Origin of the sequence: Sphingomonas brevis (assembly GCF_023516505.1) — a bacterium.
GTDB lineage: Bacteria > Pseudomonadota > Alphaproteobacteria > Sphingomonadales > Sphingomonadaceae > Sphingomicrobium > Sphingomicrobium breve.
This window is the reverse complement of the sequence record NZ_JAMGBB010000001.1, coordinates 2,322,939-2,341,022: the sequence shown is the minus strand read 5'-3', so window position 1 is coordinate 2,341,022 and position 18,084 is coordinate 2,322,939. Positions and strand designations below refer to the sequence as shown.

Sequence of the window (18,084 nt, the reverse complement as noted above, 5' to 3'; positions counted from 1 at the left end):
TTCGCAGGCCGAAGCGCACCTGAGAACAAATCAGGAACATATGATGCGCGAGTCGGTTGATTCTCTTGCTGTGATCAGGCGGAATCTGGCCTTGATTGCCGGAGGCAGGCTGCTGTCCGCCGACCGGCGGGTGGCGACCGGTCATATGGCGCTCGACGCCGCGCTGGATGGCGGTTTGGCGCGGGGCCGAGTGCATGAGCTGTTTGCAGCCGAGGCCGCGGATGGACCGAGCGCCGCTGGCTTCGCGGCGATGCTCGCACTCAGGACCGGAGGCCGCCAAACGCCGATCTTCTGGCTGCGCAGCGACAAGGCCGAGCGGCATGGCGGCTTTATCCATTCTCCCGGCCTCATCGAATTGGGCGGCGAGCCGGATGCGCTGGTGCTGGGAATCGCTCCGGACACTAAAGGGCTGCTCAAAAGCGCGGCCGATGCGGCGCGATGTTCCGGCCTTAAGGCGTTGGTGGTTGAATGTTGGGGCAAATGCCCCGAGCTCGATCTAACCGTCAGCCGGCGGCTGGCGCTGGCCACCGAGCAATCGGGGGTGACCCTGTTCATGCTGCGGCTGGAAGCGGAACCGCTGCCCAGTGCGGCCGACACGCGCTGGTCGGTCGGTGCGGCGCCGTCACGCCCGTTGGAGGCCAATGCGCCCGGGCCGCCGATGTTCGAAATCGAATTGCTGCGCCGTCGCGCCGGGCCTTCGGGCATGCGCTGGCGCCTGGAGTGGGATCGTGACCAAATCATCTTCCGAGAGCCGGCGCATGTTGGCGCTGTGTTTTCCCTTCCTGCCGGCCGACCGGCTGCGGCGTCAGCCGAATTGCGGCTTAGCGCCTGAAGTCCCGCTTGCCTTCGCCCGCAAGGTGAAGGGAGCGCTGCGCCTGGCGGCAGTCGATCAGGCGGCGCGATCGCTGGGGCTGGAACAGGGCATGGCGCTGGCCGATGCGCGGGCGCGGGTGCCGCTGCTGGAAGCGGTCGAGCAGGACGAAGCGGCTGATCGCGCCTGGCTCGAACGGCTGGCCGATGGCTGCATCCGCTATACGCCGATGGTCGCACTGGACCCTCCCTACGGGCTGATCCTCGATGTCACCGGCTGCAGCCATTTGCTTGGCGGCGAGAAAGGGCTGGCAACCGATGTCGAGGCCCGCATGGCGACGCTTCGAATGACGGTACGGCTGGCGTTCGCCGATACGCCCAGGGCGGCCCATGCCCTGGCAAGATATCAGGCCGTTCCCGCCAAGGATGAGGCGGCGGCGATTCGGCGGTTGCCGGTGGCGGCGCTGGAGCTGGCACCGGACACGACGCAAGGCCTGCTTCGCGCCGGGCTCAAAACGGTCGGCGAATTGGCCAGGCGACCAATGAGCGCCATCGCTGCCCGCTTTGGAGCCGAGGCGGTTACCGCGTTGCGGGAAATGCTTGGGGAGGCCGCCAGGCCGATCGAGCCGCGCATTCCCCTCGCTCCGATCCTTGCCGAACGGCGCTTCGCCGAGCCGGTGGCGCGCACCGAATATGCGATTGCCGTGTTGGGCGAGCTGGCCGCCGAAATCGGTTGGCAGTTGGAGCAAAGGCACGAGGGTGGACGGCGATTCGAGGCCTTCTTCTTTCGCAGCGACGGGCTGGTCCGCCTGCTTGTCGTCGAAACCAGCCAGCCGAACCGCGATCCGGCACTGATCATCCGGCTGATGAATGAGCGGATCGAAGGCCTTAATGACCCGATCGATCCCGGTTTCGGCTTCGATCTCATCCGCCTGGCGGTACCGGCCACCGAACCGCTGGCCCTCACCCAGCTAAGCCTGGAAGGCGGCGCGGCGAAGGAAGCCAAGGTCGCGGCCCTGATCGACCAGATCGCTACTCGCCTGGGACGTGGCCGGGTCCAGCGGTTCGTCGCCCGCGACACCCACATTCCCGAGCAGATGCAGCTCGCTTTGCCGGCGGTCGAGATCGGCGAGCCCAGTGCTTCCTGGCCCCAGCCGGCGCCCGGCGAACCGCCGCTGCGCCCGCTTCACTTGTTCGATCCGCCGCAGCCGATCGAGGTTATGGCTTTAGTGCCCGACGGCCCGCCGCGACGCTTCCGCTGGCGCCGCAAGGATCACTTCATCAAGCGATTCGAGGGGCCGGAGCGGATCGCGTCCGAATGGTGGAAGCGCAAGGACGGCGCAGTCGACAAGGCCGGCCTGACCCGTGACTATTACCGGGTCGAAGATGCGCGCGGCCGCCGCTTCTGGGTCTTCCGCCATGGCTTGTTCGACGAAAAGCCTCAGCCGCAATGGTATCTGCACGGCCTGTTCGCATGAGTTTCGCCGAGCTCGTCGCCGCGACCAACTATTCCTTCCTGCGCGGCGCTTCGCATCCGGCGGACATGGTCGGCCGGGCGTTGGAGCTGAACATGAAAGGCATCGGCATTGCCGACCGAAACAGCGTCGCCGGAGTAGTTCGCGCCTGGAGCGCACTCAACGATACTTGCGAGCAAGCCCGAATGACGCCGGAGGAAATCGGCTTCAGGCTGATCGTCGGGGCTCGCCTGGTCTTCGCAGACGCGACCCCGGACATCATCGCCTATCCGGCGACGCGCCATGGATGGGGCCGTCTGACCCGGCTGCTGACCCTCGGCAACCGCCGGGCGGAAAAGGGCGATTGCACCCTCCATTTCGCCGACTTGCTCGCTCATGCCGAAGATCTGTTGCTGATCGTGATGGCCGATGAAAGCCATGAATTCCTGCTCCGGCGCCTGGCCGATGCGCGGCCCGAAGCGGTGTGGCTGGGCGCGGCGATGCCGCATCGGGGCAGCGATCGGCGCCAGCTTGCGAAACTGAAACGGCTGGCGGAGCGGATCGGCATTCCGCTGCTGGCGACCAACGACGCGCTTTACGCTTCGCCCGGCGACCGGCCTTTGCACGACGTCGTGACCTGTATTCGCGAAGGCGTGACGATCCAGTCCGCGGGACGGCTGCTCGCCGCCAACGCCGAGCGGCATTTGAAATCTCCGCAAGAAATGGTCCGGTTGTTCCGCGACTGTCCTGAAGCGGTCACGGAAAGCCTCGACTTTCTTTCCCGCATCCACTTCAAGCTCGACGAACTGCGCTATGAATATCCGCACGAGCCGGTGCCCTATGGCTGGACCGCGCAGGGCTGGCTCGAAAATCTGGTGGTGAAAGAGGCCAACCGCCGTTTTCCCGACGGCTTGCCGAGCAAATGGCGAAAGGTGCTGGACGAGGAGTTCGGCCTGATCCGCAAGTGCCAATATGCAAATTACTTCCTCACCGTTCACGACATTGTGAAATATGCGCGCGAGCAGGACCCGCCGATCCTCTGTCAGGGACGCGGGTCGGCGGCCAATTCGCTGGTCTGCTACCTGCTCGGCATCACCCCGATCGACCCGGTCGAGAACAACCTCCTGTTCACCCGCTTCCTGTCCGAAGAACGCCGCGAGCCGCCCGACATCGACGTCGATTTCGAGCACGAACGGCGCGAGGAGGTGATGCAATATGTCTATCGCCGTTACGGTCGCGAGCGGGCGGGGATCGCCGCGACGGTGATTCATTATCGCTCGCGCAGTACGGTTCGCGAAGCCGGCAAGGCGCTCGGTCTTTCGGAAGATGTCACCGCCCGGCTCGCCCGCACTATCTGGGGCAGCTTCGAAAATGATCTGGAGGAGGATCGCTACGGCGAGGCCGGGCTGACGCTCGCCAATCCGGAAATCGCGCGGCTGAAGGCAATCGTCGACCGGCTGATCCAATTCCCCCGCCATTTGTCGCAGCATGTCGGCGGCTATGTGCTGACCGAAGGCCGGCTCGACGAGATCGTGCCGATCCACAATGCGGCGATGGTGGATCGCACCTTCATCGAATGGGACAAGGACGATATCGATGCGCTGGGGCTGATGAAGGTCGATGTGCTGGCGCTCGGCATGCTGACCTGCATCCGCAAGAGCTTCGATTTGATGCGGTTGGGCGGGCTCGGTGACTGGCAGCTTGATACCGTCCCGCCCGAAGATCCGGCGGTCTATAACATGCTCTGCCAGGGCGACAGCATCGGGGTGTTCCAGGTCGAAAGCCGGGCGCAGATCAACATGCTGCCGCGCCTCAAGCCGCGTTGCTTCTACGATCTGGTGATCGAGGTGGCACTGGTTCGTCCGGGACCGATCGAAGGCGACATGGTCCACCCCTATCTCCGCCGCCGTAACGGAGAGGAAGAGGTCGAGCTGCCGTCACCGGGCCCGCCCCATCCGCCGGACGAACTGCAGGAGGTGCTCGGCCGCACCTTCGGCGTGCCCCTGTTCCAGGAACAGGCGATGAAGATCGCCATTGTCGCCGCCGGCTTTACCCCCGATGAGGCCAACGGCCTCCGCCGCGCCATGGCCACCTTCCGCAATCTCGGTACCATCCATCAATATGAATCGAAGATGGTCGAGGGGATGGTCCGCCGCGGCTACGGCCGCGACTTCGCCAAGCGCTGCTACAACCAGATCAAGGGGTTCGGCAGCTACGGCTTTCCCGAAAGCCACGCCCAAAGCTTCGCCAAGCTGGTCTATGTCTCGGCATGGCTGAAGTGCCACCATCCCGCGGTGTTCACCTGCGGCCTTTTGAACTCGCAGCCAATGGGTTTCTACGCGCCCGCCCAGCTGGTTCGCGATGCGACCGAACATGGGGTCGAAGTGCGCCCCCCCGACATCAACGCCAGCGACTATGACAATCTGCTCGAGGGCCAAGAGGATGGCGGCCATGCGATCCGGCTCGGCTTTCGCCAGGTCGACGGTTTCCGCAAGGAATGGGCGGAGAAACTGGTTGCCGCACGGGGCGCGGGCTTCACCCAGGTCGAGCAATTGACCCAGCGCGCCGGGCTGCCGTCGCGGGCGTTACATTTGCTGGCCGATGCCGATGCCTTTGGGTCGATCGATCTCAAGCGGCGCGACGCTTTATGGGAAGCGCGGCGCACGCCGCAGGGCGTGCTGCCGCTGTTCGCCCATGCCGAGGCAGCCGAACTGGGCAAGGAAAGGGATGCCGGGCTGCCGGCGATGCCGCTACCGGAAGAAGTGGTGACCGATTACCAGGTCACGCGCCTGTCACTGAAGGGCCATCCGATGCAGTTCCTGCGCCAGGCCCTCGATAGCGAAGGCGTGCTCAGTTGCGCCGGCGCATCCAATGCCCGGAACGGGCGGATCGAGCGCGTAGCTGGCGTCGTCCTGATCCGGCAGCGGCCGGGCAAGGGCAATGCCCTCTTCCTCACGCTGGAAGATGAAACCGGAATCACCAACGTGCTGCTATGGGCGCGCGATTTCGAGCGCTACCGGCGCGAGGTGATGGCTGCCCGGCTGATGGAGGTCGAAGGCGAAATCCAGCGCAGCAAGGAAGGAGTAATGCACCTCATCGCCCGCCGCGTGTTTGACCGCAGTGCGCTATTGAATCAGCTGACCGGCGACCAGCCGATGCGCACGCCGATGTCGCCCGCCGATGGACCGCGCAATGGGCCCGATCCGCGCCATGGCCATCCGCGCAATGCCCGCATCCTGCCAAAGTCGCGCGACTTCCACTGAGATCAAAGCGCCTCGACGATCGTCACATTGGCGATCCCGCCACCCTCGCACATCGTCTGCAGGCCGAACCTCTTGCCGCGTGCTCGAAGCCCATGGACGAGGGTCGCCATCAGCTTGGTTCCGCTCGCGCCCAGCGGATGGCCAAGCGCGATCGCGCCGCCATTGACGTTGAGCCTGTCGGGATCGGCATCGAGCTCGTTCAGCCACGCCAGCGGCACCGGCGCGAACGCCTCGTTGACCTCGTAAAGATCGATTTCGTCGAGCTTGCGGCCGGACCGTTCCAGCGCCCGCCGAGTGGCCGGGATCGGCTCCTGCAACATGATCACCGGATCGCCGGCGGTGACCGTCAGATTGTCGATCCTTGCCAGCGGCGTCAGCCCGTGCCGCTTCAGCGCCGCTGCTGAAACCACCAGCACGCCCGACGCACCGTCGCAGACCTGGCTGGCGTTGCCGGCGGTAATCATCCCGTCCGGTGCGACAGTCTTCAACTCGGCCAGCGCCTCAAGGCTGGCGTCGGGGCGGATGCCCTCGTCGCGGTCGTGGCGGCGAGCATTCCCTTCCTTGTCGAGTCCCTCGACGATCACGATCTCGCGTTCGAACGCTTCACCTTCGGTCGCCGCCGCAGCCTTCTGGTGGCTCGACAGGGCGAAGCGATCCAATTCCTCCCGGTCAAATCCGTAGATTTGCGCCATCATTTCGGCGCCGGTGAACTGGCTGAACTGGTCGACGCCGTAGCGCCCCTTGATCGATTGCGGCCACGGACCGATGCCGATCCCGGCCTGCATCGGCAGAATCACCGGCGTTCCCATCGGCACGCGGGTCATGCTTTCGACTCCGGCGGCGATCACAACGTCCTGAGTCCCGCTCATCACCGCCTGGGCGGCGAAATGCAGTGCTTGCTGCGAGCTGCCGCACTGCCGATCGATGCTGACCGCCGGAACGCTGTCGGGAAGGTCGGACGCCATCACCATGTTGCGTCCGATGTGGAAGCTCTGCTCGCCAACCTGGCTGACACAGCCGACGATCACATCCTCGATTGCCGCCGGATCGATGCCGCTCCGCACCACCAGCGCGTCGAGCACCGCCGCGCCGAGATCGGCCGGGTGCCATTCGCGTAAAGCCCCGCCGCGCCGGCCACCTGCGGTCCGCAGCGCCTCGACAATATAGGCTTCGGCCATCAGTTCCCCCCTATCTCGGTTGACCAGGCCAGCACGAATTTGCCCTCACTGGTCAAACTCCTCGCCGCCCCGCTGTCAATCAATGCGCATTCGCCGGGTTTCAGCTGCCCCACCGGAGCATCGATCGGCAGCAGCTGGACGTCGTGCATCAGCGAAGGCAGTTCCGGCGCCACTCCCGCGCACCACGCCACGCCGAAATGCGGGCCGCCGACCAATACCCTGCTTTGGGCGCCGACGCTGGTGTCGAGCGCATGACTATGAGGCCTGGCCCTCACCACATTTGCCGCCTTCGCAAGATGAAGTTCGCGCGGCCGCCCATAATCATAAAGCCGGTAGGTAAGATCGACCGCCTGCTGGATCTCCAGCACGGTCAGTCCGGGCCCCAGTGCGTGGATAGTGCCCGCCGGATTGTAGATGAAGTCGCCCTTCTTGGGCCTGCGCCAGTCAATCAGGTCGACGATCGAGCCATTGCGCGCCGCCGCGATGAGCTCGTCGGCCGGCACATCGCGCAGCGTGCCGATGCCAAGTTCGGCATCCTCATCGGCATCGAGCACGATCCAACATTCATCCTTGCCCCGCGGATAGCCGCGCTGGCGCGCGGTCGCGTCGTCCGGATGGACCTGGACCGACAGCCGCTCGGTCGTGAACAGATATTTGACCATGACGTCGAGCGGCCGGTCCGCCGGCGGCTCGAACCAGATTTCCCCGACTTGCCGCGCGGGATCGACGTGGAATCGAGGGTCGATGCCTGTCCTGCCCCAGGGCTTGTCGACAATCCTGGTCGGCAGCTGCTCCATCACGCCATCGCCGCGATCAGTTCCTTGAGCGGCAGGAAGGCGAAACCGATCGAGCTGTCGGAAATTCCATATGGCATGAACAGCTGGTCACCGACACGCATCCCGCCGCAGGTGTAAACGACATTGGGGACATAGCCGTTGCGGTCGTCGTCCTCGGCTTGCAGGATCGGATAACGAGTACGGCCGAGGATTTTCGACGGGTCGTGACGGTCGAGCAGCACCGCGCCAAGCGCATATTGACGCATGGCGCCGACGCCATGGGTCAGCACCAGCCACCCCTCGTCGATCAGGATCGGCGCACCGCAATTGCCGATCTGGATGAACTCCCAGGCATATTTGGGTCCCATCAGCAGGTCGCCGCCTTCCCAGTGGGTAAGGTCGTCGGATCTCAGCAGGAACAGGTTTTGCCCGTCCTGGCGGCCGAGCATCACATATTGGCCCCCCATCTTCTCGGGGAATAGCGCCATGCCCTTGTTGCGCGCCGCATCGCCGGTCATCGGGACAAGGTCTATTTCGCGGAAATTATCGGTCCGAAGCAGCTCGGAGCGGATGCCTCGGCCGGAAAAGGCGGTATAGGTCCCGAAATATTCCCTGGTGCCATCCTCATGGGTGAAATGGGTCAGCCGCAGATCCTCCAGCCCGTTGGCCTGGGCCGGCGTCATCGGGAAGATTACCATGCCCGATAGATTGGTGTCCTCGTTGCGGAACACCCGCACCGGCCCGTCGCACTTAGTGTCGAGACCCGGCGCGTCGGCGGCGGTGGCGAATGGAGGCTCGGACGCCAGCTGCAATCCGCCCTTTGACGACACCAGTCCTTCCCGGAACGCGATCGAGCTGATGTGACCTTCGCCGACCGCGCGAAGTGAAATCAGGATGCGGGTCGTATGACGGTCCAGGCCGGTCTGGTCAGGGTGCGGCACGATGCTGGGGTTCATCAGCGCCGCCGCGGCATAGCTATATTCGTGGCAGAAATAGGCGCCGATCATCTGCTGGCGCTTGTCGCCAATGCCGTCGAGGGGCAGGGCCAGCATATCGCAGATTTCCTGGAACCGCTTCAGGAAGACTTTCCGGGTCTGCCAGTGGCGCTGCTCGAAATCATGCATCACCGCCTTCAGCTGGCGGCCGAGCTCGCGGTCGTCGAGCTTGAGAATGGCATTGACGAGCCGCTGTGCGCGATCGTGGTCTGCATCCCCCTGCCAGGCGAGGTGAAAGGGTCGAACGACGACCCGCGAAGGATCCGCCTTGAGCCGAAGCGGATGAAGTTGGGACTGGATCATCGACCCTCAAGCGGCGGCGAAGGAACCCGTATCTGCGGTGCTGCCGTCATCCTGTCCAGCCCATTTGCGTCCTCCAAGGGCCTCTCTCATCGTCAGTGCGGCAAGATGCAGCGACAGGATCGATTCCGCCCCCTGGTTGCGGTTGATCCCGGTCGCCATCAACCCGTCGAAGCAACCGCCGTCGCGGGGGTCGGCCAGGGGTATTCCCGCATCATTATCGCCAAAGAACCAGGCGAAAGCCGCCTGCGCCACCTGCCGCCACTCATCCTCGCCTGTCGCTTCATAAGCGGCGCAGGCCGCATCGACGGTCGCCGCCGCCTCGATCGGTTGCTGGTCGAACGCCAATGGCGGTGCATAGGGACGGCAGAATCCATGGCAGCCGACCGGTCGGAACATGCCGCGCGGACTGGTCTGATGGCGCGTGAGCCAGCGAAGGGTTTCGAGGCCGCGCTCAACCATCGCCGGCTTGTCGAGCGTCATCCCCGCCCGGATCAACAGTTCCGGCAATCGCGCATTGTCATAGGCCAGTTCGGGCTCGAACCAGTTCCAGCCGTCGCGGGCGTAGCGGAAGTGCAAATGCATCAACTGGGTGGCCGACTGATCGATCAGCCAGCGCGCCAAATCATGGTCGGTTCGCTTGCGCAGCAGCTCCAGCCCGCCCATTGCCGCAAACATCTTTGCGCGGGGCGCCGAAAGTTCGTCGGCAAAGGGCGCCGCCTCTTCAAACAGCTTCAGCGCCCAATCCCTGATGCCGGTCGACGCGGCGCGAGTTGCGGCCATCGCCAAGGCCCATAGCGTCCGCCCATTGCTGTCCTCGGAACCACAGCTTTCCAGCCACCGCCGGTCATAGGCCATGAAGTTGCGGAAGCGCCGCAGGTCCGAGTTCCAGCCATGCTGGATGAATCCGGCGTAGATCGACGCGAGGTCGGCCGACTGGGCGTCATGTCGCCGCACCGCCAGCATCAGCGCCCGTGCGTTGTCGTCGATACAATAGCCATGGTCGCGATTGGGCACCGAATGGACCGCGTGCTGCAATATGCCGACATTGTCGGTCATCCGCAGCACAGCAGCCAGCGGAAGTGCCGACGGTTGCGGCAAGAGTCGCGGAATGCTCGGCCGGCTTCGTCCCTGAAATGGGGCCAGCGATCGCTCGACGACCCGCGGCCACAGCATTTCGCGACCCCGCCGATAGGCCGCCCGGGAAATCGTTCGGCGTAAATCATCATCCGACAGCAAGCGGTTGGTCGCTTCCGCCAGACCCTTGGGATCGGCCGGCGGCACGATCACCCCATGGCCATCGGCCAAAATCTCGGTGGCATGGACATAGGGGGTCGAGATGACCGGCTTACCGACCGCCACCGCATAGGCCAAAGTTCCCGACGTAACCTGGACCATGTTGAGATATGGCGTAACGTAAACATCGGCTGCCTGAAGCATGTCGAGCAGCTCATCTTCGTCGACGAACCGGTCGACGAAACGGACATGGTCCTCGACACCCAGCTCGCGGGCCAGCTCGGCCAACATGGCGCGATGCGATTCACCTTCGCTGCGCACGAGATTGGGGTGGGTCGCGCCGACGATCTCGTAAAGCACGTCAGGATGTTCACGGACAACTTCCGGCATTGCCTCGATCATGTGGCGGATGCCCTTGCTGGGTGCGATCAGGCCGAACGTCATCAGGACCTTGCGGCCCTGCCATTTGAAGCGCGGCTTGAGATCATCGGGATCGCGCAGCGGCCGGTCGGGCACGCCATGCGGGATGACCTCGATCCGATCCGGCGAGACGCTGTAGCGCCGCCGCAATATGGTCGCCGCCTTGGCCGCCATGACGATAGTCCGGTCCGCCCGGGCAATAAGCCTGACCATGACTGCTTCCTGTTCGTCGCTTGGCTCTTCGAGCACGGTGTGCAGCGTCAGGATCAGCGGCAGTTTGGTTGCGCTGATCAGCTCCAAAATGTCGGAACCGGCCGGCCCGCCGAATATGCCATATTCATGCTGCAGCCAGATCGCCTCTGCCCCGCTCGCTTCAATCGCTCCCGCTGCCGCGCGATAGGCTGCCTTGTCGTCGAACGCGATGGTGTGGACGTCGGCGGAATATTCGACGCCCGAACCGTCATCCATCGCATAATGGTCGACAGCCATCGCCGGATAGCGATGCCGCAGCGCATCGGCGACATGGCTGGTGAAGGTCGCCAGCCCGCATCTCCGGGGCAGCGCATTTCCGACCAGTGCAATGCGCGCAAAGGGCACAGCGCTACTTGGAGCCTCGATGGACTCTTCGGTGGTGATGGGACGGTCAATAAAGTCGAGCACTATTCCTCGGCGATGTTCGTGAGGGGAAGGCCCACGGCCGAGCGCCGCGTTCCATACCCCCAACGATTGGAATGGGTACGAGTTGCGTGGATTCGTTCGCAGGCGCACAATAATTTGCGAGCGCTTTGGCAAGCGACAGCGCTTGCGCTAGGTGGCACGGGCGATGAGCGCGACGCTAGTATCCAATCTCGGCTGGTATCCTTCCAGCTGGCGCGGCCATCCGGCGCGGCAAATGCCGCACTATGCCGACGATGGCGCGGTGCAGGCCGTTGAGGCCAGGCTCGACGCCTCGGCGCCGGTGGTCCGGATCGAGGATGCTGCCCGGTTGCGCGATCTAATGGCCGATTTGGCCGGAGGCCGCGGCTTCCTCCTTCAGGGAGGCGATTGTGCCGAGAGCTTCGACGATCCGGTAGCGGAACAGGTTGCGGGCATCGTCAGCCTGTTCGACGCCATGACTGACCGAATAGGGCCCAATATGGCGGGACCGCTGGTTGAGATTGCCCGGATCGCCGGCCAGTTCGCCAAGCCTAGAAGCGTGCAGGACGAAACCCATGACGGCGTGACTCTGCCAGCGTATCGGGGCGACATCGTCAATGGCATCGACTTCGACGCCGAGGCCCGTCAGCCCGAACCGCTGCGGATGATCCGCGCCCATATGCAATCGGTCGGTACCGCCGCCAGCCTTGCCGCGGCGCGGGGACCGGGCGCGCCGATATTCACCAGCCACGAAGCCTTGCTGCTGCCCTACGAGGAGCCGCTAACCCGCCGCGATTCCGCCGGGCGGTGGTGGGCGACGTCGGGTCATATGCTGTGGCTCGGCGATCGCACCCGCCAGCTTGACAGTGCCCATGTCGAATATCTTCGCGGGATTGAGAATGTCGTCGGGGTGAAGTGCGGGCCGACGCTTGCTCCCGGTGAATTGGCCGAGTTGATGGACCGGCTCGATCCGCTTGGCCGTCCAGGCAAGCTCGTCCTGATCGGCCGTTTCGGTGCCAAGCGCATCGGCGACGTACTGCCGCCGCTGCTGGAGGCCACTAGGGGCCGGCCGGTGGTTTGGACGATCGATCCGATGCACGGCAACACCAGCATGACCGGCAAGCGGAAGGTCCGCCGCCTGCCTGACATATTGGCGGAAGTTGATGCTTTCTTCGCCATCGCCCGCGACCAAGGCGTGCATCCCGGCGGCGTGCATCTCGAAATGAGTGCGCTCGATGTCACCGAATGTATTGGCGGCCGCGGCCCGGCGTCGATCGACGAGTTGGAGAAGAACTGGCTGACCGCCTGCGACCCGCGGCTCAACCGCGCCCAGGCGATCGACCTCGCCGCCCACGTCGCGGCGCTGCTGGCGTGAAGCTGAGCGCCAGGCCCGCGGGGCCGCTACAGGGCGAAGCTGAAGTCCCCGGCGACAAGAGCTGCTCGCATCGTGCGCTGATCCTTGGCGCCATGGCCGAGGGCGAGACTCGGATTTCCGGCTTGCTTGAAAGCGACGACGTGGCGGCGACGGCGAGGGCGATAGAGAGCCTCGGAGCCGAGGTGCGGCGGGACGGCAAGGATTGGCTTGTTCGCGGGCGTCCTTGGGAAGGGCCCGTGGCGATCGACTGCGGCAATAGCGGCACCACCGCACGGCTTCTTATGGGTGCCGTGGCGGGCATGCCCGGTGTCCACGCCATGCTAAGCGGTGACGCATCTCTCGCGGCCCGACCGATGCAGCGAGTGACCTTGCCGTTGGCCAGGATGGGAGCCGGGATCCAGGGCGGTGATCACCTGCCAATTACAGTTGAAGGCGCGCTGCTGGGCGGCATCGAGCATCGCAACGTGCCGGCCTCGGCCCAGGTCAAATCGGCAATCCTGCTGGCCGGCCTTGGTACCAGCGCGCCAGTCACGGTGATCGAGCCGGTTCCGTCCCGCGACCATACTGAAATCATGCTTCACCAGTTCGGCTGCCAGGCGTCGGTCGACGATGGTCCGAACGGCTGGGTCACCTCGCTCGGTGCGCAGCGGACGCTTGCGGCTTGCCATCTCCACATCGGCGCCGATCCGTCATCGGCCGCCTTCCCGCTGGTCGCCGCGGCAATCGTTTCCGGCTCCACCATCATGGTCCGCGGAATGCTGGTCAATCCGCTGAGAACCGGTCTCTATGAAGTCTTGGAACGGATGGGTGCTGGCGTCGAGCTGTCCGGCGAGCGCATCCAATCGGGCGAAATCGTCGCCGATGTCCAGGTCAGGGCCGCGCCTTTGGCTCCCTGCCATGTCAGCGTCCAGCAGGTCCCGGCGATGATCGACGAGATTCCTGCGTTGGCTGTCGCTTGTGCCTTCGCAGATGGAGAAAGCATCATCGAAGGGCTCGGCGAGCTGCGTTTGAAGGAAAGCGACCGGTTCGGAGCGATCGTGGCCGGGCTTGCGGCTTGCGGCGTGAGCGCGGTTGCCGACGGGGATGCCCTGCGAATTTTCGGTGGGGGAAAGGTTCGCGGCGGTGCAAGTATCGCGACACAAGGCGACCATCGCATCGCCATGGCATTCTTGACGCTTGGTTCTGCCGCCGAGCAGCCTGTCGAGGTTGACGAGGCCGAAATGATCGGCACCAGCTTTCCAGGCTTCGTTGAAGTGATGCAATCGCTGGGAGCGGACATCGGATGAGCGTCAATAGCTTCGGCCATTTGTTCCGGCTGACGACCTGGGGCGAAAGCCATGGACCGGCGATCGGCTGCGTGGTCGATGGTTGCCCGCCCGGACTCGACCTCGACGAGCCTTGGGTGCAGCAATTCCTCGACCTGCGCCGTCCTGGAACGTCGAACAATGTTTCGCCACGACAGGAGCCCGACCGGGTTCGTATCATGTCGGGCGTTTTCGAAGGCAAGACGACCGGGACGCCGATCGCCATGACCATCGACAATGTCGATGCGCGGTCGGCGGACTATCCGAAGGACGCGCCCCATCGTCCGGGACATGCCGACTTCGCCTATGACGCCAAATATGGCTTCCGCGATCCGCGCGGCGGCGGGCGGGCTTCGGCGCGCGAGACCGCCATGCGCGTTGCCGGCGGCGCCGTCGCCCGGCTGGTAATCCCGGAAGTGAATATCGCCGCGAGCGTGGTCGAAATCGGCGGCGAGCCGGACGAAAGCCGCTGGGAAGAGCTGCTCGACGACGCCCGGACCGCTGGAGACAGCCTCGGCGCGATCATCGAATGCGTGGCAGTTGGTGTTCCCGCCGGCTGGGGCGCGCCGATTTACGCCAAGCTGGATGCCGGACTGGCCGCGGCATGCATGGGCATCAACGCCGTCAAGGGAGTCGAGATTGGCGAGGGATTTGCCGCCGGCCGGGCCCGCGGGAGCGAGAGCATGGAGGCCAAGCAGGCCAGCGGCATCGACGGCGGCATTTCGACCGGCAGGGCGATCACGATCCGCGTGGCCTTCAAGCCGACCTCAAGCATCGGCATCGGCGGCCGGCACGATCCATGCGTCGGGATCCGCGGCGCGCCGGTGGTCGAAGCGATGGTCGCACTGGTGCTGGCCGACCATAAGCTGCTGCACCGCGGCCAGTGCGGATAGGCCTGCAGTCAGCCTAATGGCACTTGAACCGGTCGAACGGCTCCAGGCAGTCCTTGCAGCGCCACTGCGCCTTGCATGGGGTCGAGCCGAAGCGGCTGACTTCCTCGGTATCGGTTGAGCCGCACCGTGGGCAGGTCGCGACCTTGGCCAGCTCGGGCGGGGCGATGCCATAGTCGCGCAGCTTTTCCTTGCCCTCCTCGCTGATCCAGTCGGTCGACCATGGCGGTGACAGGACCGTCTCGATGGCGACGTCGCCATAGCCGTTGGCGTCAAGCGCTTCGCGAATGTTGCGTTCGATGAAATCAGTCGCTGGACAGCCGGAATAGGTTGGCGTGATAGTGACCTTGTCCGTCTCGATCGCGCGAACGATGCCAAGGTCCATGATCGACACGACCGGGATTTCCGGATCCATCACCGCCTCCAGGACGGCGCGAATGCCCGCCTCGCTCACACCCGTTCCAGTGCCAGCGCAATGCCCTGGCCGACGCCGATGCACATGGTGGCCAGTGCATAGCGGCCACCGGCGCGCTGCAACTCCTCCGTCGCGGTCATCGCCAGTCGCGCGCCCGACATGCCGAGCGGATGGCCGAGCGCAATCGCCCCGCCATTGGGGTTCACATGGGCGGCATCGTCGGGGAGGCCGAGCTGGCGCATCACCGCCAGTCCCTGCGCCGCGAACGCCTCATTAAGTTCGATCACGTCGAGGTCGCCGACCTGCAGGCTCAACCGGTCGAGCAGCCTGTTCGTGGCCGGCGCCGGGCCGATACCCATGATCCGCGGAGGAACTCCCGCAACCGCCCCGCCAAGCACTCTGGCGCGCGGAGTGAGGCCATATTTCTCGACCGCCGCCTTCGACGCGACGATCAGCGCCGCCGCGCCATCGTTGACCCCGCTGGCGTTGCCGGCGGTGATCGACCCGTCCTCGCGGACGATCGGCCTTAGTTTGGCAAGCGCCTCGACGCTGGTTTCTCGCGGATGCTCGTCGCGATCGACGACGATCGCATCGCCCTTGCGCTGCGGAATGGTCACCGGCACGATCTCCGCGGCGAGCCGGCCATTGGCCTGGGCGGCGGCGGCCCGGCGCTGGCTTTCCGCCGCGAACCTGTCCTGGTCCTCCCGGCTGACCTGAAACTCCTCGGCGACATTCTCGGCGGTCTCAGGCATCGAATCGATGCCATACTCGGCCTTCAGCGCCTTGTTGACGAACCGCCAGCCAATCGTCGTGTCGTAGACCGCATTGGCGCGGCTGAACGAGCTTTCGGCCTTGGGCATGACGAATGGCGCGCGGGTCATGCTTTCGACGCCGCCGGCGACGATCAGCTCTGCCTCACCCGCCTTGATCGCCCGCGCCGCCATCGCCACCGCATCGAGCCCGGATCCGCACAGCCGGTTGACGGTCGTGCCCGGAGCGCTCGTTCCAAGCCCCGCCAGAAGCGCCGCCATGCGCGCGACATTGCGGTTATCCTCGCCGGCCTGGTTGGCGCAGCCAAGGATAATATCGTCGAGCGCCGACCAGTCGACGCCATGGTTGCGCTCCTTCAGCGCCCTCAGCGGAATCGCGGCAAGATCGTCGGGGCGGACCCCGCTCAGCGCTCCGCCATAGCGGCCGATCGGCGTGCGGACGGCGTCGCAAATAAAGGCTTCGGTCACTCACTGTCTCCGGTCTCGATATAGGGACCGCCGATGCTTCTCGAAAATCCCTGAAACTCGGCCACCGGCCTGCCGGCGTCGGTCCGCACGCTGACATTGTAGACGCCGGACCGGACGACAAGAGCCGCCTCCTGCGCTTCCGCCACCAGCACCTCGCCCAGCTCCGCTCCGTCAAGGAACACCATCGTCGCCTGCGCGCCCACGGTCCTGACGTTGCGGCTGTTGCAGGCATAGGCGAAGGCCGTGTCGGCCAGCGCATAGACCATCCCGCCATGCGCCTTGCCGTGGCCGTTCAGCATGTCGGCGGTAAGCTTCATGCGAATGCGCGAATAGCCTTCGCGCGCTTCCTCGATCTGGATGCCCCAGGCCTTGCCGGTGCCTTCAGCCGCCAGCATGGCGAAGGCCACGCGCTCGGCCAGCGCGTCGGCGCCAGTCTCGCTCATTCGGCTGGTCTCGCAGTCGGTCCGCGTCGCGTCGTCTCTCGCTCAAGCCGCACTCGCTTTGCTCCGCTTGGCTTGGCCTCGGCGACGCTCAAACCACCCCGCGGCGGATCTGGTCGAGCTCGATGCTCTCGAACAGCGCCTTGAAATTGCCCTCGCCGAAACCCTCGTTGCCCTTGCGCTGGATGATCTCGAAGAAGATCGGTCCGATCACATTCTGAGTGAAGATCTGAAGCAGCAGGCCCTGGCCCTCGGTCGGGGCTCCGTCGACCAGGATGCGGCGCTTTTCCAGCTCGGCAGTGGGTTCGCCATGGTCCTTCACCCGCTCGTCGACCAGCTCATAATAAGTGTCTGGCGTGTCCTGGAACGGAATTCCGCGCGATCGAAGGATGTCGACCGTCTGGTAGATGTCGTCCGACCCAAGCGCGATATGCTGGATGCCTTCGCCCTTATATTCGCGCAAAAACTCCTCGATCTGACTCTTGTCGTCCTGGCTCTCGTTCAGGGGAATGCGGATCTTTCCGCAGGGGCTGGTCATCGCCTTGGAGAACAGGCCGGTGACCTTTCCTTCAATGTCGAAATAGCGGATCTCGCGGAAGTTGAAGAGCCGCTCGTAAAATTCGGCCCAATGGTTCATCCGGCCGCGATTCACATTGTGGGTCAGGTGATCGAGATAGGTGAGGTGGGAAGCATGGCTCGCTTCCTGCTGGGCCGCGTCGGGTAAATAGTCGAAGTCGACGTCGTAGATGGTGCCGGTGCGGCCGTAACGGTCGACGAAGTAGAGCCGCGACCCGCCGATCCCCTCGATGCACGGTATGTCCAGCTCGCCCTCGGCGACGTCGCTTTTGACGTCGGTCGCGCCGAGGCTGAGCGCGCGGGCATGGGCGGCCCTGGCGTCCTTGACCCGGAACGCCATCGCGCAGGCGCAGGGGCCATGATCGACCGCGAACTGCTCGGCAAAACTATTGGCTTCCGCGTTGATGATGAAATTAATGTCGCCCTGCCGGTGCAGCGTCACATTCTTGCGCTTGTGCCGGGCGACGGCCGGAAAGCCCATCTTGGCGAACAGCGAGCGCAGAAGCTCGGGATCCGGTGCGGCATATTCGACGAACTCGAAGCCGTCAGTGCCCATCGGGTTCTCCAGTCCCAGCGGGCCGAGCTCGACGGAAGTGGCGGTGGCCATGATATTTTCTCCAGTCTTCGCGCCGCGAAACGTCACAAAGTTCACACTAGCAACGCGTGCGCGCACGAGTCACGCCCGTGAAACGGGCCCTTGCGACGGCTTGAGCGGCAAGCAAGTCATGTCGGCGCTCCCCTAGCTCCCGTATCGTCTGTAGGACAGGAAATAATTGGA

14 protein-coding genes are annotated in these 18,084 nt (G+C 64.7%); 6 read left to right on the top strand and 8 right to left on the bottom strand.

The features are described from left to right. The first annotated feature begins 91 nt into the window (after positions 1 to 91). From LZ518_RS12065 to LZ518_RS12055, 3 genes are read left to right on the top strand one after another with little or no spacing between them, the layout of a single operon-like run. Complete coding sequence (locus LZ518_RS12065; protein WP_249916224.1) at positions 92 to 832, top strand: ImuA family protein; 741 nt, start codon at positions 92 to 94, stop codon at positions 830 to 832. After that, positions 759 to 2,288, top strand: coding sequence for a Y-family DNA polymerase (locus tag LZ518_RS12060; RefSeq protein ID WP_249916565.1), 1,530 nt, complete (start codon positions 759 to 761; stop codon positions 2,286 to 2,288). The genes LZ518_RS12065 and LZ518_RS12060 overlap by 74 nt, the downstream gene beginning before the upstream one ends. Further along, complete coding sequence (locus LZ518_RS12055) at positions 2,285 to 5,527, top strand: error-prone DNA polymerase (protein WP_249916223.1); 3,243 nt, start codon at positions 2,285 to 2,287, stop codon at positions 5,525 to 5,527. The genes LZ518_RS12060 and LZ518_RS12055 overlap by 4 nt, the downstream gene beginning before the upstream one ends. A gap of 2 nt (positions 5,528 to 5,529) precedes the next feature. Here the strand turns inward: LZ518_RS12055 and LZ518_RS12050 are convergent, their stop codons facing one another. From LZ518_RS12050 to LZ518_RS12035, 4 genes are read right to left on the bottom strand one after another with little or no spacing between them, the layout of a single operon-like run. After that, entirely contained in the window at positions 5,530 to 6,705 is a 1,176-nt protein-coding gene (locus LZ518_RS12050; protein ID WP_249916222.1) for an acetyl-CoA C-acetyltransferase, read from the bottom strand. Further along, positions 6,705 to 7,502: a class I mannose-6-phosphate isomerase gene (locus LZ518_RS12045; RefSeq protein ID WP_249916564.1), complete on the bottom strand. Its 798-nt coding sequence runs from the start codon at positions 7,500 to 7,502 to the stop codon at positions 6,705 to 6,707. Before LZ518_RS12045 ends, LZ518_RS12050 begins: the two co-directional genes overlap by 1 nt. Then, positions 7,502 to 8,779: a glycoside hydrolase family 130 protein gene (locus tag LZ518_RS12040; protein WP_249916221.1), complete on the bottom strand. Its 1,278-nt coding sequence runs from the start codon at positions 8,777 to 8,779 to the stop codon at positions 7,502 to 7,504. The genes LZ518_RS12045 and LZ518_RS12040 overlap by 1 nt, the downstream gene beginning before the upstream one ends. A gap of 6 nt (positions 8,780 to 8,785) precedes the next feature. After that, positions 8,786 to 11,092 (bottom strand): glycosyltransferase family 4 protein, encoded by a 2,307-nt coding sequence (locus LZ518_RS12035; protein WP_249916220.1) that lies wholly within the window; start codon positions 11,090 to 11,092, stop codon positions 8,786 to 8,788. A gap of 163 nt (positions 11,093 to 11,255) precedes the next feature. On the opposite strand from LZ518_RS12035, the gene LZ518_RS12030 reads away from it, so the two are divergent. From LZ518_RS12030 to LZ518_RS12020, 3 genes are read left to right on the top strand one after another with little or no spacing between them, the layout of a single operon-like run. Further along, positions 11,256 to 12,443, top strand: a complete 1,188-nt coding sequence (locus tag LZ518_RS12030; RefSeq protein WP_249916219.1) for a 3-deoxy-7-phosphoheptulonate synthase — start codon at positions 11,256 to 11,258, stop codon at positions 12,441 to 12,443. Continuing rightward, entirely contained in the window at positions 12,440 to 13,729 is a 1,290-nt protein-coding gene (aroA, locus tag LZ518_RS12025; protein ID WP_249916218.1) for a 3-phosphoshikimate 1-carboxyvinyltransferase, read from the top strand. Before LZ518_RS12030 ends, aroA begins: the two co-directional genes overlap by 4 nt. Continuing rightward, positions 13,726 to 14,640, top strand: a complete 915-nt coding sequence (locus LZ518_RS12020; protein ID WP_249916217.1) for a chorismate synthase — start codon at positions 13,726 to 13,728, stop codon at positions 14,638 to 14,640. The genes aroA and LZ518_RS12020 overlap by 4 nt, the downstream gene beginning before the upstream one ends. 13 nt (positions 14,641 to 14,653) lie before the next feature. Here LZ518_RS12020 and paaD read toward each other — a convergent pair whose 3' ends face one another. The 4 genes from paaD to hppD form a co-directional block, all read right to left on the bottom strand. Beyond that, positions 14,654 to 15,091: a 1,2-phenylacetyl-CoA epoxidase subunit PaaD gene (paaD, locus tag LZ518_RS12015; RefSeq protein WP_249916216.1), complete on the bottom strand. Its 438-nt coding sequence runs from the start codon at positions 15,089 to 15,091 to the stop codon at positions 14,654 to 14,656. Continuing rightward, positions 15,088 to 16,290, bottom strand: coding sequence for a 3-oxoadipyl-CoA thiolase (pcaF, locus tag LZ518_RS12010; RefSeq protein WP_249916215.1), 1,203 nt, complete (start codon positions 16,288 to 16,290; stop codon positions 15,088 to 15,090). The genes paaD and pcaF overlap by 4 nt, the downstream gene beginning before the upstream one ends. Continuing rightward, positions 16,287 to 16,733 carry a hydroxyphenylacetyl-CoA thioesterase PaaI gene (paaI, locus tag LZ518_RS12005; RefSeq protein ID WP_249916214.1) on the bottom strand — a complete coding sequence of 149 codons (447 nt, stop codon included), beginning with the start codon at positions 16,731 to 16,733 and terminating at the stop codon, positions 16,287 to 16,289. The genes pcaF and paaI overlap by 4 nt, the downstream gene beginning before the upstream one ends. 88 nt (positions 16,734 to 16,821) lie before the next feature. Continuing rightward, the gene (gene hppD, locus LZ518_RS12000; RefSeq protein WP_249916213.1) at positions 16,822 to 17,913 is read right to left on the bottom strand and encodes a 4-hydroxyphenylpyruvate dioxygenase; all 1,092 of its coding nucleotides are present in this window, start codon (positions 17,911 to 17,913) and stop codon (positions 16,822 to 16,824) included. Positions 17,914 to 18,084 lie beyond the last annotated feature (171 nt).